This is a genomic window from Streptomyces sp. NBC_01166, from assembly GCF_045039765.1.
Classification (GTDB): domain Bacteria; phylum Actinomycetota; class Actinomycetes; order Streptomycetales; family Streptomycetaceae; genus Streptomyces.
This window is the reverse complement of sequence record NZ_CP108613.1, coordinates 3,332,563-3,354,257: the sequence shown is the minus strand read 5'-3', so window position 1 is coordinate 3,354,257 and position 21,695 is coordinate 3,332,563. Positions and strand designations below refer to the sequence as shown.

Annotated in this window: 19 protein-coding genes; 17 read left to right on the top strand and 2 right to left on the bottom strand. The window is 71.2% G+C overall.

Annotated elements, in window-relative coordinates; genetic code table 11:
* Nucleotides 1-22: 22 nt before the first annotated feature.
* The 3 genes from OG379_RS15475 to OG379_RS15465 all read left to right on the top strand — a co-directional run bounded on the left by OG379_RS15475 (nucleotide 23) and on the right by OG379_RS15465 (nucleotide 3,214).
* Nucleotides 23-1,354 (top strand): nitrate/nitrite transporter, encoded by a 1,332-nt coding sequence (locus OG379_RS15475; RefSeq protein WP_405663112.1) that lies wholly within the window; start codon nucleotides 23-25, stop codon nucleotides 1,352-1,354.
* A 130-nt stretch (nucleotides 1,355-1,484) separates the two neighbouring features.
* Nucleotides 1,485-2,630, top strand: a complete 1,146-nt coding sequence (locus OG379_RS15470; RefSeq protein ID WP_405663110.1) for a uroporphyrinogen-III synthase — start codon at nucleotides 1,485-1,487, stop codon at nucleotides 2,628-2,630.
* Between the two features lie 20 nt (nucleotides 2,631-2,650).
* On the top strand, nucleotides 2,651-3,214 hold the full coding sequence (locus tag OG379_RS15465) for a GNAT family N-acetyltransferase (protein WP_405663108.1): 564 nt from the start codon (nucleotides 2,651-2,653) through the stop codon (nucleotides 3,212-3,214).
* Here OG379_RS15465 and OG379_RS15460 read toward each other — a convergent pair.
* Nucleotides 3,147-3,752 (bottom strand): GNAT family N-acetyltransferase, encoded by a 606-nt coding sequence (locus OG379_RS15460; RefSeq protein WP_405663106.1) that lies wholly within the window; start codon nucleotides 3,750-3,752, stop codon nucleotides 3,147-3,149. The genes OG379_RS15465 and OG379_RS15460 overlap by 68 nt on opposite strands.
* Before the next feature lie 107 nt (nucleotides 3,753-3,859).
* Between OG379_RS15460 and OG379_RS15455 the strand changes: the two genes are divergently transcribed.
* From OG379_RS15455 to OG379_RS15430, 6 genes are all read left to right on the top strand, one after another.
* Entirely contained in the window at nucleotides 3,860-4,447 is a 588-nt protein-coding gene (locus OG379_RS15455) for a CGNR zinc finger domain-containing protein (protein ID WP_405663103.1), read from the top strand.
* 121 nt (nucleotides 4,448-4,568) lie between these two features.
* Nucleotides 4,569-5,156: a sigma-70 family RNA polymerase sigma factor gene (locus tag OG379_RS15450; protein ID WP_104786301.1), complete on the top strand. Its 588-nt coding sequence runs from the start codon at nucleotides 4,569-4,571 to the stop codon at nucleotides 5,154-5,156.
* Nucleotides 5,153-6,028: an anti-sigma factor family protein gene (locus OG379_RS15445; protein WP_405663101.1), complete on the top strand. Its 876-nt coding sequence runs from the start codon at nucleotides 5,153-5,155 to the stop codon at nucleotides 6,026-6,028. The genes OG379_RS15450 and OG379_RS15445 overlap by 4 nt, the downstream gene beginning before the upstream one ends.
* 103 nt (nucleotides 6,029-6,131) lie before the next feature.
* Nucleotides 6,132-8,501 carry a HelD family protein gene (locus OG379_RS15440; RefSeq protein WP_405663099.1) on the top strand — a complete coding sequence of 790 codons (2,370 nt, stop codon included), beginning with the start codon at nucleotides 6,132-6,134 and terminating at the stop codon, nucleotides 8,499-8,501.
* A 384-nt stretch (nucleotides 8,502-8,885) separates the two neighbouring features.
* The gene (locus OG379_RS15435) at nucleotides 8,886-10,319 is read left to right on the top strand and encodes an NAD-dependent malic enzyme (protein WP_405663097.1); all 1,434 of its coding nucleotides are present in this window, start codon (nucleotides 8,886-8,888) and stop codon (nucleotides 10,317-10,319) included.
* A 403-nt stretch (nucleotides 10,320-10,722) separates the two neighbouring features.
* On the top strand, nucleotides 10,723-11,004 hold the full coding sequence (locus OG379_RS15430) for an HU family DNA-binding protein (protein ID WP_003968811.1): 282 nt from the start codon (nucleotides 10,723-10,725) through the stop codon (nucleotides 11,002-11,004).
* A 350-nt stretch (nucleotides 11,005-11,354) separates the two neighbouring features.
* On the opposite strand, the gene murA is transcribed toward OG379_RS15430, so the two are convergent.
* Nucleotides 11,355-12,695, bottom strand: coding sequence for a UDP-N-acetylglucosamine 1-carboxyvinyltransferase (murA, locus tag OG379_RS15425; RefSeq protein ID WP_104786295.1), 1,341 nt, complete (start codon nucleotides 12,693-12,695; stop codon nucleotides 11,355-11,357).
* Between the two features lie 297 nt (nucleotides 12,696-12,992).
* On the opposite strand from murA, the gene OG379_RS15420 reads away from it, so the two are divergent.
* The 8 genes from OG379_RS15420 to OG379_RS15385 all read left to right on the top strand — a co-directional run bounded on the left by OG379_RS15420 (nucleotide 12,993) and on the right by OG379_RS15385 (nucleotide 21,624).
* Nucleotides 12,993-13,565, top strand: a complete 573-nt coding sequence (locus OG379_RS15420) for a YqgE/AlgH family protein (RefSeq protein ID WP_393766343.1) — start codon at nucleotides 12,993-12,995, stop codon at nucleotides 13,563-13,565.
* Nucleotides 13,566-13,595: 30 nt separating this feature from the next.
* A complete protein-coding gene (locus tag OG379_RS15415) occupies nucleotides 13,596-13,898 on the top strand; it encodes a DUF3039 domain-containing protein (protein WP_042837321.1) in 303 nt (100 codons plus the stop codon).
* A 289-nt stretch (nucleotides 13,899-14,187) separates the two neighbouring features.
* Nucleotides 14,188-15,492 (top strand): extracellular solute-binding protein, encoded by a 1,305-nt coding sequence (locus tag OG379_RS15410; protein ID WP_405663095.1) that lies wholly within the window; start codon nucleotides 14,188-14,190, stop codon nucleotides 15,490-15,492.
* Nucleotides 15,493-15,494: 2 nt separating this feature from the next.
* Nucleotides 15,495-16,466 (top strand): carbohydrate ABC transporter permease, encoded by a 972-nt coding sequence (locus OG379_RS15405; protein ID WP_405663093.1) that lies wholly within the window; start codon nucleotides 15,495-15,497, stop codon nucleotides 16,464-16,466.
* Nucleotides 16,463-17,311 (top strand): carbohydrate ABC transporter permease, encoded by an 849-nt coding sequence (locus OG379_RS15400; protein WP_362926990.1) that lies wholly within the window; start codon nucleotides 16,463-16,465, stop codon nucleotides 17,309-17,311. Before OG379_RS15405 ends, OG379_RS15400 begins: the two co-directional genes overlap by 4 nt.
* A gap of 3 nt (nucleotides 17,312-17,314) precedes the next feature.
* Nucleotides 17,315-18,952: a beta-N-acetylhexosaminidase gene (locus OG379_RS15395; RefSeq protein WP_405663091.1), complete on the top strand. Its 1,638-nt coding sequence runs from the start codon at nucleotides 17,315-17,317 to the stop codon at nucleotides 18,950-18,952.
* A 249-nt stretch (nucleotides 18,953-19,201) separates the two neighbouring features.
* Nucleotides 19,202-20,098, top strand: a complete 897-nt coding sequence (locus OG379_RS15390) for an FAD binding domain-containing protein (protein ID WP_401512080.1) — start codon at nucleotides 19,202-19,204, stop codon at nucleotides 20,096-20,098.
* Complete coding sequence (locus OG379_RS15385; RefSeq protein ID WP_405663089.1) at nucleotides 20,095-21,624, top strand: (2Fe-2S)-binding protein; 1,530 nt, start codon at nucleotides 20,095-20,097, stop codon at nucleotides 21,622-21,624. The genes OG379_RS15390 and OG379_RS15385 overlap by 4 nt, the downstream gene beginning before the upstream one ends.
* Nucleotides 21,625-21,695: the final 71 nt, after the last annotated feature.

The window sequence follows — 21,695 nt, the reverse complement described above, 5'->3', positions numbered from 1 at the left end:
CCGACCCCTGTGGAGGCGCGTGATGGCCGGTCGTTGGATCGAGCAGTGGGAGCCGGAGGACGAGACCTTCTGGCGAGAGACGGGCGAGAAGGTCGCCCGGAGGAACCTGTGGTTCTCCGTGCTCTCCGAGCACATCGGGTTCTCGATCTGGTCCCTGTGGTCCGTCATGGTCCTGTTCATGGGGCCGGAGTACGGCATCGACCCGGCCGGGAAGTTCTTCCTGATCTCCACGGCCACCCTGGTCGGCGCCATCGTCCGGGTGCCGTACACCTTCGCGGTCGCGCTGTTCGGCGGGCGCAACTGGACCGTCTTCAGCGCGCTGTCGCTCCTGGTGCCGACCCTCGCCGCCTTCTGGGTGATGGAGCCCGGCACCTCGTACACCACGTTCCTCGTCGTCGCCGCGCTCACCGGCATCGGGGGCGGCAACTTCGCCTCGTCGATGACGAACATCAACGCCTTCTTCCCGCTGCGCAAGAAGGGCTGGGCGCTCGGGCTCAACGCCGGCGGCGGCAACATCGGCGTCCCGGTCGTCCAGCTCATCGGACTGCTGGTGATCGGCACGGCGGGCGCCGCGCACCCGCGGATCGTGCTCGGGGTGTACGTACCGCTGATCGTCGTCGCCGCGCTCGGCGCCGCGCTGCGCATGGACAACCTCCGGCCCGTCCAGAACGATACCGGGGCGGCGCTCCAGGCCGTACGCGAGCCGCACACCTGGATCATGGCGGTGCTCTACATCGGCACCTTCGGCTCGTTCATCGGCTACAGCTTCGCCTTCGGACTCGTCCTGCAGACCCAGTTCGGCCGTACTCCGCTGCAGGCCGCCTCGCTCACCTTCATCGGCCCGCTGCTCGGTTCCCTGATCCGGCCCGCGGGCGGCTGGCTCGCCGACCGGTACGGCGGCGCCCGGATCACGCTGTGGAACTTCGCGGCCATGGCCGCGGCCACCGGTGTCGTCGTCTACGCCTCCGGCATCGAGTCGCTGGCGGTGTTCCTCGTCGGCTTCATCGCGCTGTTCGTGCTGACGGGCCTCGGCAACGGCTCCACGTTCAAGATGATCCCGGGCATCTTCCACGCGCAGGGCATCGCCAAGGGGCTCCGGGGCGAGGAGGCCGCCGCGTACGGACGCCGGCTCTCCGGGGCCGCCATGGGACTCATCGGGGCGGTCGGCGCCCTGGGCGGCCTCGCGATCAACCTCGCGTTCCGTCAGTCCTTCGCCACCTCGGGTGCCGGAACGGCCGCGTTCTGGTGCTTCCTCGGCTTCTACGCCGTCTGCTTCACCCTCACGTGGGCGGTATACCTTCGGCGTACCGAAGCAGTCGCCACGAAGCCGCAGCTCAGCTATGCGGAGGTGTGAGGATGACCACAGCGCGTCGCAGGACGTAACGGGCGGGAAATACAGGAGAACCGAGACTGTCACGCAGGGTTGACAGTCTCGGTCCTCCGCATCATCGAGCAACAGCGGGACGAGAGCCGGGTATCACGCCATGCACGACGACGACGCACAGCACGGGCCCCTGGCGGGCTTCACGGTCGGGGTGACCGCAGCCCGTCGCGCGGAGGAGCTGGGGACGCTCCTCACGCGCAGGGGCGCCGCGGTCCTGCACGCGCCCGCACTGCGGATCGTTCCGCTCGCGGACGACAGCGAACTCCTGGCCGCCACCAAGGAGCTGATCGACAACGCGCCCGACATCGTGATCGCGACCACCGCCATCGGCTTCAGGGGCTGGGTGGAGGCCGCCGACGGCTGGGGCATCGGTGACCAGCTGCTCGAACTGCTGCGCGGTATCGAGCTGCTGGCCCGTGGCCCCAAGGTCAAGGGCGCCATCCGGGCGGCCGGGCTCACCGAGGCGTGGTCGCCGCAGTCCGAGTCGATGGCCGAGGTGCTGGACCGACTGCTGGGCGAAGGCGTCTCGGGCCGCCGGGTCGCCCTCCAGCTGCACGGCGAACCGCTGCCCGGCTTCGTCGAGTCGCTCCGCGCGGCGGGCGCCGAAGTCGTCGGCGTACCCGTCTACCGGTGGATGCCCCCGGAGGACATCACCCCGCTCGACCGCATGCTCGACGTCACCGTCGCCCGTGGCCTGGACGCCCTCACCTTCACCAGCGCCCCCGCCGCCGCGTCCTACCTGAACCGGGCGGAGACGCGCGGCATGCTCCCGGAGGTGCTGGACGCCCTGAGTCATGACGTCGTCACCGCCTGCGTCGGGCCGGTCACGGCCCTGCCGCTGCAGGCCAGGGGAATCGACACCGTCCAGCCCGAGCGCTTCCGGCTGGGGCCGCTCGTCCAGGTGCTCTGCACCCAGCTGCCCGCCCGGGCCCGTGCGCTCCCCGTGGCCGGCCACCACGTCGAGATCCGGGGTCACGCCGTGCTGGTCGACGGAGCCCTGCGCCCGGTGCCACCGGCCGGCATGGCCCTGCTGCACACGCTGGCCCGCCGACCCGGCTGGGTGGTCTCCCGCGCCGACCTGCTGCGGGCCCTGCCGGGCAGCGGCAGCGACGAGCACGCGGTGGAGACGGCGATGGCCCGGCTGCGTACGGCGCTGGGGGCGCCCCGGCTGATCCAGACGGTCGTCAAGCGGGGCTACCGGCTGGCGCTGGACCCCTCGGCGGACACCAAGTACGACGCTTCCTGACGGGCCGCTACGGTGCGGGGATGATCAACGACATCCATCCCCTGGCCGACGGGGTCCGGCTGAGGCCCGTGGCCCTCGGCGACGCCGCCTCGTTCGCCGAGACCCTGACCCGCAGTCGCGCGTACATGCGGCGCTGGGATCCCGTGCGCCCCGAAGCCTTCTACACCCCTGAGGGCCAGCTCCAGCGGCTGACCGCGCTGCTGGCGGACCGGGACACGGGGCGCGTCATGCCCTGGGCGCTGGCCGACGACGAGGACCGGGTCGTGGGGGCGATGACGCTCGCCTCCATCGAGCGCGGGCCGTTCCGCAACGCCCGGCTCGGCTACTGGATCGACGTCGACCGGGCGGGCCGGGGTCTGGCCACGGTCGCCGTGACCCGGGTCTGCGAGCTGGCACGGGACGGGCTCGGACTGCACCGGGTCGAGGCCGGGACGGTCGTGGACAACACGGCCTCGCAGCGGGTACTGGCGAAGTGCGGGTTCGAGCTCTACGGCACGGCGCCGCGCTATCTCCACATCAACGGCTCGTGGCAGGACCACCGGATGTTCCAGCGCATCCTGCACGACGGCCCGCCGCAGCGCTGAGAGGAGCCTCCCGGGAGTGCCGGTGGCCGTTCAGGGGGTAGCGCGGTGGCCGGGCGGGGACGAGCTCGGCCAGCGGGAAGCCGGTCTTCTCGGCGACCCGGCAGGACGCCTCGTTGCCCGCGGCGTGGAACAGGTCCAGGCGCCGGAGCCCGTCCTCCGCGAATGTGGCGAACGCCCAGTCGGTGAGCGCCCCGAGAGCGCGCGGGGCCACGCCCCGGCCGCGCGCCGACGCCGTCGTCCAGTAACCGGCCTGGGCGCTCTCCGCCCCGGGAGAGGGACGGTTCAGCGCGAGGTGGCCGACTATGTCTCCCTGACCGGCCGTGTCGGTCACCGCGAAGCTGAAGCGGCTGCCCGACGCCCACCCCTCCTCCTGCACGGTCAGCCAGCGCTCCGCCTCCCCGGCGTCAAAGACCTGTGTCCGCAGCCACCGCCGCATCGCCGGGTCGTCGTACGCCGCGAGCAGGGCCGGCATGTCGTCCCGCCGCCAGGGGCGCAGGAGCAGGGTTCCGGCCGTCAGCGTGACTGTGGCGTCGTTCATGCGGACACAGTACGGCGGTGTCCGGAGGGGTTCCGGGCCGGGCCGGATGCGGGCACTCTGGGAGTGACTCTCCTTCCACAGCTGGCCCCCGAGGCGGTGACAGGCTCATGGCGGCGGGCACGGGCGCGTACGACCGGCGGTTCGACTCGGGGCGCGTCTGTCTGGACCTGGCGGCGACGGGGCCGGCCTCCGGCGCGTGCGAGCGGCTCGACTGCCCGGCGCGCCTCGCCGAGTGGCTGGTGGCCGCGGGACTGGTCCCGTGCGGGACGCCACTGGCGGCGGTCGACGCGACCTGGGTGGCGCGCTTCCGGCAGTTGCGTACGGGAATCGACCGGCTGATGACGGCTCAGCTGACCGGCGGGAGCGCCGACAGCGCCCTGGAGCGGGTCAACGCGCTGGCAGCGGGCGCCCCGCCGGGGCTGCGGGCCGTCCGGGACCAGGGCGGAGCGCTCGTACGGGCGCCGATCGCGGACCCGGGGTGTGGGCAGCTGCTCGCCGCGGTGGCCCGGGACGCCGTCGACCTGCTGACGGACCCGGTCGCGCGGGCGGGGCTGCGCCGGTGCCAGGGCGATGCCTGCCGGCGGCTCTATCTGGACACGTCGCGGGGGCGTCGCCGCCGCTGGTGCTCCAGCGAGGTCTGCGGCAACCGGGAGCGGGTGGCCCGGCACCGGCGCCGGGTGAGGGCGGTGACGTGAGGCCCTGAATGGTCCCGAATGCCCGCTCCTGAAAGAAAGTTGCCCGGATTCTGAATGAACCGGCGCCCGCATCCGTACCGATGGCCACAGAGCTCCACAGGGTCTCGACCGGGAGGTTCGGGTGCGCAAGGATGCGGCCGTGGCCGATGACCGTCCGCACAGGGCTCGACATCGCAGTGCACCGCCCCGCCCTCCCTCCGACGTCCCCGACGAGGAGTTGATGCGGGCGCTCTACCGCGAACACGCCGGTCCGCTGCTGGCCTACGTCCTCCGTCTCGTCGCGGGTGACCGTCAGCGGGCCGAGGACGTGGTGCAGGAGACGCTCATCCGTGCCTGGAAGAACGCCGGTTCGCTCAACCGGGCCACCGGCTCCGTCCGCCCCTGGCTGGTGACGGTCGCCCGGCGCATCGTCATCGACGGCCACCGCAGCCGGCAGGCCCGGCCCCGCGAGGTCGATCCGTCGCCGCTGGAGGTCATCCCCGCGGAGGACGAGATCGACAAGGCGCTGTGGCTGATGACGCTCTCGGACGCGCTCGACGATTTGACCCCTGCCCACCGGGAAGCATTGGTCGAGACCTACTTCAGGGGCCGTACGGTCAACGAGGCCGCGGAGGTGCTCGGCATCCCCAGCGGGACCGTGCGGTCCCGGGTGTTCTACGCACTGCGTTCCATGAAGCTCGCACTGGAGGAGAGGGGGATCACGGCATGAGCGACCAGGAATGGCAGCCCTTCGGTCCCCGGCCGGCCGGTCCCCGGCGCCCCCCGGGCGACTCCGGTCCTCCGGACGACCCTTTCGCGCCCCCCGCGCCGGGCCCGGGGCACGACGCCGCCGGCGCCTACGCGCTGGGCATCCTGGACGACGCCGAGGCGAGCGCCTTCGAGGCCCATCTGGCCGGCTGCGTCCCGTGCGCCGCCCAGCTCGACGAGTTCGCCGGGATGGAGCCCATGCTGGCGATGCTCGCGGAGTCGCCGGCCACCGTCCCGGGCGCGCGCCCGGTGCCGCACGTCCCTGAGCCCCCCGCGCCCCGGGTGCTGGCCGGTCTCGTCGACGAGGTCGCGCGGAACCGCTCGCAGCGGCGGCGCCGTGCCCGGTATCTGATCGCCGCCGCGGCCGTCCTCGTGATCGGCGGCCCGGTGGTCGCGGTCACCGCCACGGCCGGCGAGGACGCGGGCCGGCAGGTCGAGGCGGCCGACCCGCATCCCACGAGCCCCGCCGAGGACGCCTTCTTCCACCACATGCCGGAGAAGCTGACGGCGACCGACCCGGCCACCCGGGTCGACGCCACGGTCGGCATGGAGCCCAAGGCCTGGGGCACGCACACGGTCCTGGAGCTCAAGAACGTCGAAGGCCCGGAGAAATGCAGCCTGGTCGCCGTGTCCAGGACGGGCGACGAGGAGGTCGTCACCTCCTGGTCCGTACCGAAATGGGGATACGGGATCGAGGGCTCCTCCCACCCGGACGCGCGCCACCCGCTGTATGTGCACGGGGGCACCGCGATGGCGCGCGCGGACATCGACCATTTCGAGGTCCGCACCTTCGACGGCGAGCGGCTGGTGGAGATCGACGCGGCCCCCGCCTGAACCGGACGAAATACCCAAAACGCTATCCGGGTGGCAGGTGCGCTCGGGGCCCCCTTTCGCGTACGGTTGACGGCTGCCCGATGCACGTCAGAAGGGGGCCTCGGTGGCCGCGCAGGATGCCGCTGTCGATTCGTTGCGGGACCGGGAAATCGGTGTCGAACAAGAACATCTGGACCGGGTCTACCGCCGTCTCGAAGAGAAGATCGACGAGGCGGAATTTCTCATGCAGGACGCCAGTAAACGGGGCCAGGTAGGCACCCCCGGGGCACTCGCCGAAAGGGACGCCCAGGTCTTCCGTGCCGGCGTCCACCTCAACCGGCTGAACAGCGAGTTCGAGGACTTCCTCTTCGGGCGGATCGATCTGCTGCGTGGCAAGGACGGTGAACGCGGCCCGGACGGCGCCTTCACCTCCGTGGAGGCGGCGGACGACGCCGTGGGGGAGGACAGCACCGCCGAGATCGCGGAGACCCTTCACATCGGCCGTATAGGAGTGCTCGACTCCGACTACGCACCGCTGGTGATCGACTGGCGTGCGCCGGCCGCCGCGCCGTTCTACCGTTCGACGCCGAAGGACCCGGGCCGGGTCGTACGCCGCCGGGTCATCCGCTCCAAGGGCCGCAGGGTCCTCGGGGTGGAGGACGACCTGATGCGTCCGGAGCTGACCGCACGGCTGAAGGGCGACGAGCTGCCCGTCATCGGTGACGGCGCCCTGATGGCCGCGCTGGGCCAGGCCCGCAGTCACACGATGCGGGACATCGTCTCGTCGATCCAGGCCGAGCAGGACCTGGTGATCCGTGCTCCCGCCGCCTCCGTCACCGAGGTCTCGGGCGGCCCCGGCACCGGCAAGACGGCGGTGGCCCTGCACCGGGCCGCGTACCTCCTCTACCAGGACCGGCGCCGGTACGCGGGCGGCATCCTCGTCGTCTCGCCGACCCCGCTCCTGGTCGCGTACACCGAAGGGGTCCTGCCCTCGCTCGGCGAGGAGGGCCAGGTCGCGATCCGCGCCGTCGGTTCGCTGTCCGACGAGGCCGCGGGCGTGGAGGGCGCGACCACGTACGACGAGCCTGCCGTCGCCCGGATCAAGGGCTCGTCCCGGATGCTCCACGTGGTGCGCAAGGCGGCCCGCGGGGCGCTGGAGCAGCCCGCGTCACGGCCCGCCCCGCAGGAGGGCCAGCTGGACTTCGGGGAAGCCCCGGCCGAGGCGGGGACCCCCACCCGGCTGCGGGTGGTGGCCTTCGGCGCCCGCGTCGAGCTGGAGGCCGACGAGCTCCGGCGGATCCGGCACAACGTCCTCGGCGGCACGGCGCCGGTCAACCTGCTGCGCCCGCGCGCCCGCAAGCTGCTCCTGGACGCCCTGTGGAACAAGTCGTCCGGCCGGGGGCGCTACACCGACCCCGAGCTGGCCGCGGAGCTGCGCTCCTCGTTCGACGAGGACGTGTCCACCGAGACGCCGTTCCTCACCTTCCTGAACGCCTGGTGGCCGGAGCTCACCCCTCGCCAGGTGCTGGCCGCGATGTCCGACGAGCGGCGGCTGAGCAGATGGGCGCGCCGGATCCTCAACCAGGGCGAGGTGCGCCGTCTCGCCCGTTCGCTGAAGCGGCTGGACGAGGACGGCAAGGGCCCGCTCTCCGTCCACGACGTGGCGCTCCTGGACGAGCTGCAGACCCTTCTGGGTACCCCGGCCCGCCCGAAGAGGCAGCGGGAGGCGGACCCGCTGGACCAGCTCACGGGTCTGGAGGAGCTGATGCCGCAGCGCGAGGAGACGCAGCGCGAGCGGGCCGAGCGGCTGGCGGCGGAGCGTACCGAGTACGCCCACGTCATCGTCGACGAGGCGCAGGACCTGACGCCGATGCAGTGGCGGATGGTCGGCCGCCGCGGCCGGCACGCGACCTGGACGATCGTCGGTGACGCGGCGCAGTCCTCCTGGTCGGACCCGGACGAGGCGTCCGCCGCCCGTGACGAGGCGCTCGGCAACCGGCCGCGGCGCAGGTTCACCCTCACCGTGAACTATCGCAACCCGGCGGAGATCGCCGAGCTCGCGGCCAAGGTGCTGGCGCTGGCCATGCCGGGGATGGAGTCCCCGGCGGCGGTCCGCTCGACCGGTGTCGAGCCGCGCTTCGAATCGGTGCGGGACGGCGACCTCGCCTCGACCGTCCGCGAGGAGGCCCGCAGGCTGCTCGGCGAGGTGGACGGCACCGTGGGTGTGGTCGTCGCGATGAACCGCCGCGCCGAGGCCCGTGCCTGGCTGGCGGAGCTCGGCGAGCGTGTGGTGGCGCTGGGGAGCCTGGAGGCGAAGGGCCTGGAGTACGACGCCACGGTGGTCGTCTCACCCGCGGAGATCGCCGACGAGTCCCCGGCAGGGCTGCGGGTGCTGTACGTGGCACTCACCCGCGCGACGCAGCAGCTCACGGTGGTCTCCGGGGAGCGCGACATGCCGGACGAGGACGGGGTTCCGGACCTGCTGAGGGACTGAGGGAGGAGTGCTTCCCGGAGTCAACCCGTCGCACGGGAATCACTTTTCCGGGGTGTTTGTTAGCCTGGTGTCGGCACCGGCTCGATCCAAGCCCCCGGGCCCAACCTTAGTCGCTTCGAGCGACCACTTGCCGCGAGGCGAGCATGGCGGGCCGGTGTCACCTGACTCGAAGAAGACAGACCCGCGTCACCTGTTGGTGGCGCGGGTCTGTTTGTGTTTACGGGTTACGCATCACCACTACTTCTCGTATGGTGGAAGAAAGTTTCCGAAAGGTGGCAGTCATTACCTGCTACCGGTCGGTAGGTGCGACGATCGGAACGCACGTACGGGGCCGAGCCCCATCTGCGTGCGGCAACGAAGCTCAGGAAAGCGAAGGACTCGGCCATGGCAACGGCGCCCAGCGTCTCGTACTCGATGACGGTCAGGCTGGAGGTGCCCGCGAGCGGCACAGCGGTCTCCCAGCTCACCACGGCCGTGGAGTCCTCCGGAGGTTCGGTCACCGGCCTCGACGTGACCGCATCCGGCCACGAGAAGCTGCGGATCGACGTCACGATCGCGGCCTCCTCCACCTCACACGCGGACGAGATCGTCGAAGGTCTGCGCGACATCGAGGGCGTCATCCTCGGCAAGGTCTCCGACCGTACGTTCCTGATGCACCTCGGCGGCAAGATCGAGATGGCGTCCAAGCACCCCATCCGCAACCGTGACGACCTCTCGATGATCTACACCCCCGGTGTGGCCCGGGTCTGCATGGCGATCGCCGAGAACCCCGAGGACGCCCGCCGCCTCACCATCAAGCGCAACTCCGTCGCGGTGGTCACGGACGGTTCGGCGGTGCTCGGCCTGGGCAACATCGGCCCGATGGCGTCGCTCCCCGTGATGGAGGGCAAGGCGGCCCTCTTCAAGCGCTTCGCCGGCATCGACGCCTGGCCGATCTGCCTGGACACGCAGGACACCGACGCGATCGTCGAGATCGTCAAGGCGATCGCCCCCGGCTTCGCGGGCATCAATCTGGAGGACATCTCCGCACCCCGCTGCTTCGAGATCGAGGCACGGCTGCGCGAGGCCCTGGACATCCCCGTCTTCCACGACGACCAGCACGGCACCGCGATCGTCGTCCTGGCCGCGCTGACCAACGCGCTCCGCGTGGTGGGCAAGGCGATCGGTGACGTACGCGTCGTCATGTCCGGCGCCGGCGCGGCCGGTACGGCCATCCTGAAGCTGCTCATCGCGGCCGGGGTCAAGCACACGGTCGTCGCCGACATCCACGGCGTGGTGCACGCGGGCCGCGAGGACCTGGTGGACGCCACCCCGGACTCGCCGCTGCGCTGGATCGCCGACAACACCAACCCCGAGGGCGTCACCGGCACCCTCAAGCAGGCCGTCGCCGGATCCGACGTCTTCATCGGCGTCTCCGCTCCCAACGTCCTGGACGGCGCCGACGTCGCCGCCATGGCGGAGGGCGCGATCGTGTTCGCGCTCGCGAACCCGGACCCCGAGGTCGACCCGGCAATCGCTCGCGAGACGGCGGCCGTTGTCGCCACCGGGCGCTCCGACTTCCCGAACCAGATCAACAACGTGCTGGTCTTCCCGGGTGTCTTCCGCGGTCTGCTGGACGCTCAGTCCCGCACCGTCAACACGGAGATGATGCTCGCCGCGGCGCGCGCCCTCGCCGACGTGGTTGCGGAGGACGAGGTGAACGCGAACTACATCATCCCCTCGGTCTTCAACGACAAGGTCGCGGGCGCGGTCGCGGGCGCCGTCCGGGACGCGGCCAAAGCGGCCGGCGTCGCCGAGGCGGCGTCCGACCCCGCCTAGGAACTTTCTGCCCTGACGGCCCTGCCACACGCCGTCCGCGGGGGTCGGCCACGACTCCGGCGGACGGTGCCGTAGCTCACGTCCGGGCGGCCCGTACGGCGCGTCGCGTGTCGCGGCGTCCCAAACGCCCCTTTAGGGTGGGCGGGCAGCGAGCCCCACAGGCCCGGCATCCGCTGCGGACCGCTCCAACAAGTCGACGGAACGTCATCACAGGCAATCGGTGGTGCTTTTCGTGTGACGACGAGGGGTTCCGGATTGGCGTTAGCGCCGCAGGTGGGGGCAGGATGCGTATTCGGGCGCGAGGGTCTGACAGCAGACCCGGGTCCGGGGACTGTCAGAGGGCCCTGGCAGCATCGGCTTCGATCTCACGCCTCACAGGCAAGAAGAACACGGGAGTACAAACATGAACCGCAGTGAGCTGGTGGCCGCCCTGGCCGACCGTGCCGAGGTGACCCGCAAGGACGCCGACGCCGTTCTGGCCGCCCTCGCCGAGACCGTCGGCGAGATCGTCGCCAAGGGCGACGAGAAGGTCACCATCCCCGGCTTCCTGACCTTCGAGCGCACCCACCGTGCCGCTCGCACCGCTCGTAACCCGCAGACCGGCGACCCGATCAACATCCCGGCCGGCTACAGCGTGAAGGTCTCCGCGGGCTCCAAGCTCAAGGAAGCCGCCAAGGGCAAGTAAGGCCCCAAGGCATCAATGAAGGGCGGCCGTCCTGACCGGGGCGGCCGCCCTTCGGCATGTCCGTGACCGAGTCCGGGGGTCTTCATCCCGGCGCACACCGCCCGTGCGGGCGCTGTGAGGCGGTCTGCGGAGCCCCGGCGCCCTCCGGCGGCCCCGGGGAGGGCAGGGCGCCCTGTGCGGCTCTGTACGGGCGTTCTGCGGCGCCTGGGCCGATGCCCGGTGCCGGGGCGACGGAAAAGCCCGCCGCCCCGGTCCCTCGTGGGGGCCGGGGCGGCGGACTGTGGTGCGCTGGTGCGCAATGCTGTGTGCGGCAGCACCGTGCGTACGCCGGAGCGCGCCGGCGTGGGGTGTCAGACGAGCGAGCCGCCGGGAAGCTCGACCTTCGCGCCGAGCTTCTCGAGCTTGTCCATGAAGTTCTCGTAGCCGCGGTTGATCAGGTCGATCCCGTGCACCCGGGACGTGCCCTGGGCCGCCAGGGCGGCGATCAGGTACGAGAAACCGCCGCGCAGGTCGGGGATGACCAGATCCGCGCCCTGGAGCTTCGTGGGCCCGGACACGACCGCCGAGTGCAGGAAGTTCCGCTGCCCGAAGCGGCAGTCGGAGCCTCCGAGGCACTCGCGGTAGAGCTGGATGTGCGCACCCATCTGGTTGAGCGCCGAGGTGAAGCCGAGCCGGGACTCGTAGACCGTCTCGTGGACGATCGACAGTCCGGCGGCCTGCGTCAGGGCCACCACGAGCGGCTGCTGCCAGTCGGTCTGGAAGCCGGGGTGCACGTCCGTCTCCAGGGCGATGGCGTTCAGCGCGCCGCCCGGGTGCCAGAAGCGGATGCCCTCGTCGTCGATCTCGAAGGCACCTCCGACACGCCGGAAGGTGTTGAGGAAGGTCATCATCGAGCGCTGCTGGGCGCCGCGCACGTAGATGTTGCCCTCGGTCGCCAGCGCCGCGGACGCCCAGGAGGCGGCCTCCAGGCGGTCCGGGATCGCCCGGTGGGTGTAACCGTCGAGCTTGTCGACACCTGTGATCCGGATGGTCCGGTCGGTGTCCATGGAGATGATCGCGCCCATCTTCTGCAGTACGCAGATGAGGTCCTCGATCTCCGGCTCGACAGCCGCGTTGGACAGCTCGGTGACGCCCTCGGCGAGGACCGCGGTCAGCAGCACCTGTTCGGTGGAGCCCACCGACGGGTACGGCAGCCGGATCTTCGTGCCACGCAGCCGCTGCGGGGCCTCCAGGTACTGGCCGTCGGCCCGCTTCTCGATGACCGCGCCGAACTGGCGGAGCACCTCGAAGTGGAAGTCGATCGGCCTGCCGCCGATGTCGCAGCCGCCGAGGCCCGGGATGAACGCGTGGCCCAGACGGTGCAGCAGGGGGCCGCAGAAGAGGATCGGGATGCGCGACGAGCCCGCGTGGGCGTCGATGTCGGCGACGTTCGCGCTCTCGACGTGCGACGGGTCGAGGATGAGTTCGCCCGGCTCGTCGCCGGGGCGGACGGTTACGCCGTGCAGCTGCAGCAGCCCCCGGACCACCCGCACATCGCGGATGTCGGGCACGTTGCGGAGCCGGCTGGGCCCGCTGCCGAGCAGCGCGGCGACCATTGCCTTCGGCACCAGGTTCTTGGCGCCTCGGACGCGGATCTCGCCCTCCAGCGGGGTGCCGCCGTGGACAAGCAGGACATCGTCTGTGCCGGTCATGTATCTCGCGTTCCGGAGTGGTCGGGCAGGGGGCCATCAAAAGGGTAATGGGCTTCCGCCCCCCTTCCGTAAGGCGCCGGGGGGTGTACGAACGTCATGAATCCGCCATAACACGTTCTGCTCCCCGTTCGTTGCGGAGGGTCACCGTCCGTACGGCCCGTCCGGCAGCCCCCCGATCGTGCGCTCCCCGTGCGCCCGTGCGGCGTCCGTGCGCCCTGAGCTGCGGAGGGGTGCGGGCCGGGAGCGTTCGCGCCACTTGGTCCCCGCGGAGGGCCGAGATGCGGGATCATCTGTGCCATGACGGAGGTGTCCTCGCTCACAGGACGGCTGCTCGTGGCCGCACCCGCCCTGGCGGACCCGAATTTCGACCGTGCGGTGGTGCTGCTCCTCGACCACGACGAGGAGGGCTCGCTGGGTGTGGTCCTGAACCGTCCGACCCCGGTCGGCGTCGCGGACATCCTCGCGTCCTGGGCAGGCCTGACCGGCGAGCCGGACGTGGTCTTCCAGGGTGGTCCGGTGTCGCTCGACTCCGCCCTGGGCGTGGCGGTGATCCCGGGGGACGAGGGACCTTCTCCGGCCCCCATCGGCTGGCGCCGGGTGCACGGGGCGATCTGCCTGGTGGACCTGGACGCGCCGCCGGAGCTGCTGGCTGCGGCGCTCGGCTCGCTGCGGATCTTCGCCGGATACGCGGGCTGGGGGCCGGGTCAGCTGGAGACGGAGCTGACGGACGGCGCCTGGTTCGTGGTCGAGTCGGAGCCGGGCGACGTCTCCTCGCCACGCCCGGAGAACCTCTGGCGTGCGGTTCTGCGGCGGCAGCGCAGCGAACTGGCGATGATCGCGACGTATCCGGACGACCCTTCGCTGAACTGATGCGCGGAGCTTTCAGTACGCTTGGCAGTTATGAGCACTCTTGAGCCCGAGCGTGGGGCAGGTACGGGGACCCTCGTAGAGCCGACGCCGCAGGTGTCGAACGGCGACGGTGACCACGAGCGCTACGCCCATTACGTCCAGAAGGACAAGATCATGGCGAGCGCCCTGGAGGGTACTCCCGTGGTGGCGCTGTGCGGGAAGGTCTGGGTTCCCGGACGCGACCCGAAGAAGTATCCGGTCTGTCCCATGTGCAAGGAGATCTACGAGTCCATGGGCGCCGGCGGCGACAAGGACAAGGGCAAGGGCGGCAAGGACAACAGCGGCAAGAAGTAGCCCGCCCCGCTCTTATCACCCCTTAGCTCTTTTATCTCGGACCCTGGCCCCGGCCCCCGGGACGCGCGGAGACGCGCGCCCCGGGGGCCGTTCGCATGCCGCGGAGCCCCAACGTGTCCGTCCCCGGCTCGGCTGGGGCGTGGGCCCGCGTTGCACGGGCTGCACCGCGAGGTCACAGAGTGGTTGAGACCACTTGTCGGCGTGCTGGGGCGCCCTTAGTCTCCTGCGAGTTGTGCAGAACGAAACGCACGTTGCATGGAATGCAACGATTGACCGGTAGGGGTCCCGGATGAAGCTTTCTGCCCGAATCGCCGCTCCGGCCACGGCACTTGTGCTGGCCGGCCTCACCGTCACCGCCTGCGCGCCGCAGACCTCCGACACCGGCGCCGAGGGCGACAAGAAGTCCGGGACGCTCCGCGTCTGGCTCTTCCAGGAGGTCGGCAACAAGCCCAAGGAGAAGGTCGTCGACGCCGCCGTCGCCGACTTCGAGAAGTCCCACGAGGGGGCCGAGGTCGAGGTCGAGTACATACCCGTCGACACCCGCGCCCAGCGCATCAAGGCCGCCTTCAACGACCCGAAGAGCGCCCCCGACCTCATCGAGTACGGCAACACCGACACCGCCGGATATGTGAAGGACGGTGGACTGGCCGACGTCAGCAAGGAGTTCGCCGCCTGGGACGAGGCCAAGGACACCGACCCCACGGCCAAGCAGTCCGTCACGGTGAACGGCCAGGTCTACGGGGCACCGCTCTTCGTCGGCGTACGGGCGCTGTACTACCGCACCGATGTCTTCGAGGAGCTCGGCATGGAGCCCCCGAAGTCCCAGGACGAGCTGATCTCCACCGCCAGGAAGATCCACCAGGAGAAGCCGGACCTGTACGGCCTCGCGGTCGGCGGCGCGTACACCTACGGCGCGATGCCCTTCATCTGGGCCCAGGGCGGCGAGCTGGCCGACGAGACCGGGGTGACCTACCGGTCCTCCATCAACAGTGCCGAGGCCCGGAAGGGCATCGAGGCCTACACCTCGCTCTTCGGCGACGACAACTGCCCGGCCGCCAAGTGCGCGGCCATGGGCGGCAACGCGACCGTGACCGCCTTCGCGTCCGGCAAGGCGGCCATGGCGATCGGCGGCGACTTCAGCCACTCCGCGGTCGAGGCGGGCAGCGTGAAGGGCAAGTACGCCGTCGTGCCGCTCCCCGGTGTGAAGAAGGACTCCATCGCCCCGGCGTTCGCCGGCGGCAACAACATCGGCGTACTCAAGAGCAGTTCGCACCGCACCCTCGCGGTCGACCTCATGAAGTCCCTGACCGGCAAGAAGACGCAGGCGAAGATGTTCGACGCCATGGGCTTCCTGCCGACGTACACGGACGTGCTGGACACCGCCGCGACGAAGGAGCCCTTCGTCGGCCCCTTCGTCGACACGCTCGGCGCGGGCGCGAAGTTCGTCCCGGCCTCCCCGGCCTGGGGCCAGATCGACGCCTCGCTGGTCCTGCCGACCATGTTCCAGGAGATCGTCAGCGGCCGTAAGGACGTGGCCGCCGCCTCGGACGACGCGGCGAAGAAGATGGACGCGGCGTTCGCCGAAGCGGGCTGACGATGACCGCCGACACCGCACCGCTCAAGGTCCCCTCCGTGTCCGGGGCGAGCGGGGCGCCGGCCCGCACGCCCCGGCGCCGCCCGGCGTCGCCGGCGCGGCGCTCCGGCTGGACCCCCTGGCTCTATCTGCTCCCGGCGCTCGTCCTGCTCGGCGGGCTCCTCGTCTACCCGATCTACCAGCTGGGCCTGATCTCCTTCCTGGAGTACACCCAGGCCCAGGTCAGCGGGGGTGAACCGACCACCTTCCAGGGGTTCGGCAACTACGCCACCCTCTTCGGCGACAGCCAGTTCTGGCAGGTGCTCCTCGCGACCGTGGTCTTCGCCGCGGCGTGCGTGCTCGCCACCCTGTTCGTCGGCTGCGCCCTGGCCGTCCTGCTGACCAGGATCCGCGCCCTGCCCCGGCTCGCGCTCATGATGGCCGCGCTGGGGGCCTGGGCCACCCCGGCCATCACCGGATCGACCGTCTGGGTCTTCCTCTTCGACCCGGACTTCGGCCCGGTCAACAAGGTGCTGGGCCTCGGCGACTTCTCCTGGACGTACGGGCGCTACAGCGCCTTCGCGCTGGTGCTCCTGGAAGTGCTCTGGTGCTCGTTCCCGTTCGTGATGGTGACCGTGTACGCGGGCATCCGCGCGATCCCCACCGAGGTGCTGGAGGCGGCCTCGCTCGACGGTGCGTCGCAGTGGCGGATCTGGCGGTCGGTCATGGCCCCGATGCTGCGGCCGATCCTGATCGTCGTCACCATCCAGTCGGTCATCTGGGACTTCAAGGTCTTCACCCAGATCTACGTCATGACGAACGGCGGCGGCATCGCCGGCCAGAACCTGGTGCTCAACGTGTACGCGTACCAGAAGGCGTTCGCGTCCTCGCAGTACAGCCTCGGATCGGCGATCGGCGTCGTGATGCTGGTGATCCTGCTGGCTGTGACGCTGGTCTATCTGCGCCTGGTGCGGCGCCAGGGGGAGGAACTGTGAGCGCACGCACGCTGCTGCGCGTCCGCCGGCCCGGAAGGCTCGCGGCGGAGGCCGCGGCCCTCGTCATCGCCGTCGTGGTCGCCTTCCCGCTGTACTGGATGGTGCTCTCCGCCTTCAAGCCGGCGGGCGAGATCCAGTCCACCGAGGCCCGCCCCTGGACCCTGGCCCCGTCCCTCGACTCGTTCCGCAGGGTCTTCGAACAACAGGAATTCGGCCGGTATTTCCTCAACAGCCTGGTCGTCGCCGGGACGGTCGTCATCGCGTCCGCGCTGATCGCCTTCCTCGCCGCGACGGCGGTGACCCGCTTCCGCTTCAGGTTCCGCACCACGCTGCTCATCATGTTCCTCGTGGCGCAGATGGTGCCGGTCGAGGCGCTGACCATCCCGCTGTTCTTCCTGATGCGGGACTTCGGTCAGCTGAACACCCTGGGATCACTGATCCTGCCGCACCTCGCCTTCTCGTTGCCGTTCGCGATCTGGATGCTGCGCGGATTCGTCAAGGCAGTCCCGGAGGCCCTGGAGGAGGCCGCCTACATCGACGGGGCGAGCCGCACCCGCTTCCTGTGGCAGATCCTCTTCCCGCTCGTCTTTCCCGGCCTCGTGGCGACCAGCGTCTTCTCGTTCATCTCGACCTGGAACGACTTCCTCTTCGCGAAATCGTTCATCATCAGCGACACCTCCCAGTCGACGCTTCCCATGGCGCTGCTGGTCTTCTTCAAACCCGACGAGAACGACTGGGGAGGGATCATGGCCGCCTCGACGGTGATGACCATTCCCGTACTGGTCTTCTTCGTCCTCGTACAGCGCCGCCTGGTCTCCGGGCTCGGCGGAGCGGTGAAGGACTGACACATGGACAACCTGATTCCCGCGCCGGTGCGCACCGGCGGAGACGGCAGCGGCGCATTCCTCCTCGACGGGGCCACGACCTTCGATGCCGGCTCCGGGACCGAGAACACGGAACGCTGGCTGCGCACCACCCTGGGGGCCGCCTTCGGTCTGCCGCTGGCCCCGGGCACCCCGGCGGACCAGGCCGGCAACACCGTCCACCTGCGGATCGACGCCACCCTGGAGCCCGAGGGCTACCGGCTGTCCGTCGCGCCCGCCGACGGCGTACGCATCACCGGCGGAAGCGCGGCCGGAGTGTTCTGGGGAGCGCAGACCCTCCGTCAGCTCCTCGGTCCCGAGGCGTTCCGCCGCGCGCCGGCCGACCCGGGCGCGAAGAGGAGCATCCCTTTCACGGAGATCGAGGACGGCCCCCGCTTCGGCTGGCGCGGCCTGATGCTCGACGTGGCACGGCACTTCATGCCCAAGGACGGCGTGCTGCGCATGCTCGATCTGCTGGCCGCCCACAAACTGAACGTCTTCCACTTCCACCTCACCGACGACCAGGGATGGCGCGTCGAGATCAAACGCCACCCCCGGCTGACGGAAGTGGGCTCCTGGCGCGCACGCACCAAATACGGCCACCGCGCATCCGAACTGTGGGACGAGACTCCGCACGGCGGCTTCTACACCCAGGACGACATCCGCGAAATCGTCGCGTACGCCGCCGAGCGGCATATCCGGGTGGTCCCCGAGATCGACATCCCGGGCCACTCGCAGGCGGCGATCAGCGCGTATCCGGAACTGGGCAACACCGATGTCATCGACACCTCCGCGCTTTCCGTGTGGGACACCTGGGGCGTCAATCCGAACGTACTCGCCCCCACTGACAACACCTTGCGCTTCTTCGAAGGGGTCTTCGAGGAACTGCTCGACCTCTTTCCCGCCGAGACCTCGCCCTTCATCCATGTCGGCGGCGACGAATGCCCCAAGGACCAGTGGAAGGCGTCACCTGCGGCACAGGCCCGCATGGCCGAGGCCGGCCTGGCCGACGAGGACGAGCTCCAGTCCTGGTTCATCCGCCACTTCGACCGCTGGCTCACCGCCAGGGGCCGCCGCCTAATCGGCTGGGACGAGATCCTGGAGGGCGGCCTCGCCGAGGGCGCCGCGGTGTCGTCCTGGCGGGGCTACGCGGGCGGGATCGCGGCCGCCGAGGCCGGGCACGACGTCGTGATGTGCCCCGAGCAGCAGGTGTACCTGGACCACCGTCAGGACGGCGGCCCCGACGAACCGATGCCCATCGGCTTCGTCCGCACCCTGGAGGACGTCTACCGCTTCGAGCCCGTTCCCCCGGGTCTGTCCGAGGAGGCGGCCCGGCACATCATGGGCACCCAGGCCAACGTATGGACCGAGGTCATGCAGAACCGGGACCGCGTCGACTACCAGGTGTTCCCGAGGCTCGCCGCCTTCGCCGAGGTCGCCTGGTCGCGGCTCCCGGCCCCGGATGAGCGGGACTTCGCCGGCTTCGAGCGCCGGATGGACACGCATTACGCACGGCTCGACGCCCTGGGCGTCGGCTACCGGTCCCAGGCCGGCCCGCACCCGTGGCAACGCCGGCCCGGCGTCCTGGGTCGCCCGATCGAGGGACCGCCCCCGACCGTGTGACCGCCGCCCCGCCCGACGGCCAGGGGAACCGAATAAGTCGTACGAACCCGCTGAAGAGCGTCATTTCGTGCGTCGGGCAGAAGGACTGCCATAAGTGACTTTTCCCCTGGTCGGGGGTGGAAACACCCTTCGCGGACCCTCGCGTCGGAGAGCCCGGAAGATGTGCCAGAGTTGCCACGTCCCGGCCGTGAGCACGTACCGTACGGCGGACAGGCGGGACTGCCGGGACACCGGGAAGGGGCAGCTGGGTTGACCACGCACGCACCGCAGGCGATGCAGTCGGTGACGCTCCCGGCCTCGCTCGACGAGGCCGTGGCGGCTCTCGGCGCCATGCCTGCCGCCGTCCCCGTCGCCGGGGGCACGGACCTCATGTCGGCCGTCAACAAGGGCCTTTTGCGCCCCTCCGGACTGGTCGGCCTCGGCCGGATCAGCGAGCTGCGCGGCTGGCACTACCAGGACGGCCACGCCCTGCTCGGCGCCGGGCTCACCCACGCGCGCATGGGGCGGCCCGACTTCGCCGCCCTCATCCCCGCGCTGGCCGCCTCCTCGCGCGCCGCGGGCCCGCCCCAGATCCGTAACGCCGGGACGCTCGGCGGGAACATCGCCAGCGCGGCGCCGACCGGCGACGCCCTGCCGGCCCTGGCCGCCCTGGAGGCCGAGCTGGTCATCGCGGGCCCCGGGGGCTCCCGCCGTGAGATCCCCGTCTCGCACCTGCTGGCGGGCCGCGAGATGCTCCAGCCCGCCGAGCTGATCGGCTTCGTCCGCGTGCCCCTGCTGCACGCCCCCCAGGTCTTCCTCAAGGCGACCGGCCGCACCGGTCCCGGCCGCGCCACCGCCTCCGTGGCGATCGTCCTGGACCCGGCGCGGCGCGGGGTGCGCTGCGCCGTCGGCGCGATCGCCCCGATGCCCCTGCGGCCCCTGGAGGCCGAACGCTGGATCGCCTCCCTGATCGACTGGGACGGCGAACGCGGCCTGGCCCCCGACGCGCTGGCCGCCTTCGGCGAGTACGTCGCGGCGGCCTGCATCCCTGACCAGGCTCCACCGGACGACGGAGGAGAGGCACCTCCGCTGTCGCCCGCCGTCCTGCACCTGCGGCGCACGGTCGCCGCGCTCGCCCGACGCGCACTGGGGAGGGCACTGTCGTGAGCAATGAAGAGAACCCCGAGCAGCAGCACGGGCAGCCCGACCCGTACGCCGGCTGGCAGCCGACCCCGCAGAGCGGGGAGTACGACGCGGAGGCGACCGCCTTCGTCCACCTGCCCCCGGAGGACCTCGCCGACCTCGGGAGCGACCCGCTGGCCGCCCCCGGCCACAGCTACGTCCCGCCGATGATCCTGCCGCTGACCCCGGCCGCGGGCCTCGACCCGGCGGCGACCGGCAGCTGGGTCGTGCAGACGCAGAGCCAGCAGGAGCGGGCGGCCGGCCACTCCCCGGGCACGGAGTCCGCCCCGGAGGCGGTGCACTGGCCCGACCCGAACCAGCAGCAGGACCCGTACCAGCAGCCGTACCCGGACACGTCGCAGTACGCGCAGACGTCGTCCACGACGGCGCAGTGGCATTTCACCGAGGCCGTCCCCGCGGAGCCCGAGCCCGAACCGGCTCCCGAGCCCGCCGGTCACACCGGCGAGTGGACGATCCCGGTGGCCAACGGCGACCTCCCGGAGGAGTCCGGCGAGTTCGCGTCGTCGGCGATGGCCTCCCAGTGGTACGCCGACCCGCCCCCGGCCACGCTGCCCGGCGGCGCGTCCGCGCCGTGGGCGACGCAGGAGCGCGCCCCCGAGCCCGAGGCCGCCCCCGAGGAGGCCCAGGCCGGGCCCTCGGAGCCCGTGGAGGCCCCGGAGAGCCACGAGACCGAGGAAGAGCCCCTCGCGGGCTCCGAGGCCGTCGTGGAGGCCGCAGACGAGCCGCAAGAGCCTCTGGAGGCCGCTGCCCCCGCAGCCGTGGCCCCGGAAGCCGCGGCCGAGGCGCCCGGGACCGACGCGGCCGAGGCCGGGCACGGCCTCGAATCCACCCTCGAACCCACCCTCGAACACGGCCACGTGTCCACGGAGGAGCCTGCCGACCCGGCCCCCCCGGCGGGCCCCAGCGAGCACCCCTCGGCCTCGTACGTCCTTCATGTGAACGGCGTGGACCGCCCCGTCAGCGACGCCTGGATCGGCGAATCGCTGCTGTACGTGCTCCGGGAGCGCCTCGGCCTGGCCGGCGCCAAGGACGGCTGCTCGCAGGGCGAGTGCGGTGCCTGCAACGTCCAGGTCGACGGCCGCCTCGTGGCCTCCTGCCTGGTTCCCGCCGCCACGACGGCGGGCAGCGAGGTCCGTACCGTCGAGGGGCTCGCCGTGGACGGCGAACCGTCCGACGTCCAGCGGGCCCTGGCCGAGTGCGGGGCCGTCCAGTGCGGATTCTGCATCCCCGGGATGGCCATGACCGTCCACGACCTCCTGGAGGGCAACCACGCCCCCAGCGAGCTGGAGACCCGTCAGGCCCTGTGCGGCAACCTCTGCAGGTGTTCCGGCTACCGGGGTGTGCTCGACGCCGTACGCGACGTCGTCGCCGGCCGGGAGGCGACCGCGGAGGCGGCGGCGACCGCTGCGGACGACGCCGAACCGCGCATCCCGCACCAGGCCGCCCCCGGCGCGGGCAGCGTCCAGGCACACGAGGGAGACGTCCGGTGAACACCGCGCCGTCACCCGCACCACCGGTCATCCCCACCACCACCAGCCGCCGCAGCGGAGCGAACGACAAG